Origin of the sequence: Nocardia rhamnosiphila NBRC 108938, assembly GCF_000720425.1 — a bacterium.
Taxonomy (GTDB): domain Bacteria; phylum Actinomycetota; class Actinomycetes; order Mycobacteriales; family Mycobacteriaceae; genus Nocardia; species Nocardia rhamnosiphila.
Genome location: NZ_JOAJ01000078.1, coordinates 1 through 258, shown reverse-complemented (window position 1 = coordinate 258; position 258 = coordinate 1). Strand labels below are relative to the sequence as shown.

The 258-nt window shown below is 63.2% G+C and carries 1 protein-coding gene; it reads right to left on the bottom strand.

Annotated elements, in window-relative coordinates; translation table 11 throughout:
* Positions 1-258, bottom strand: a 258-nt coding sequence (locus IG75_RS37060) for an AMP-binding protein (protein ID WP_036516230.1), incomplete at both ends; no start/stop codon positions are given.

Here is a 258-nt window from a genome sequence, read left to right as displayed (position 1 = left end):
CGACGGATCGCGATGACCGTCCGGCTCAGCGATAACCATCCGGCCACCGCTCACCGCGGCGGTCCAGAACTCCCACACCGACAGATCGAACGTCGCCGCAGTCTTCAACAAGATCGCATCCGTGGCATCGAGTGCGAATTCTTCGGTGATGTACCGCAGCTGGTTCACGATCGCCGCATGCGGCACCGCGACACCCTTCGGGCGACCCGTCGAACCCGACGTGAAGATCACATACGCCGTATTCGACGCCCGCAACGG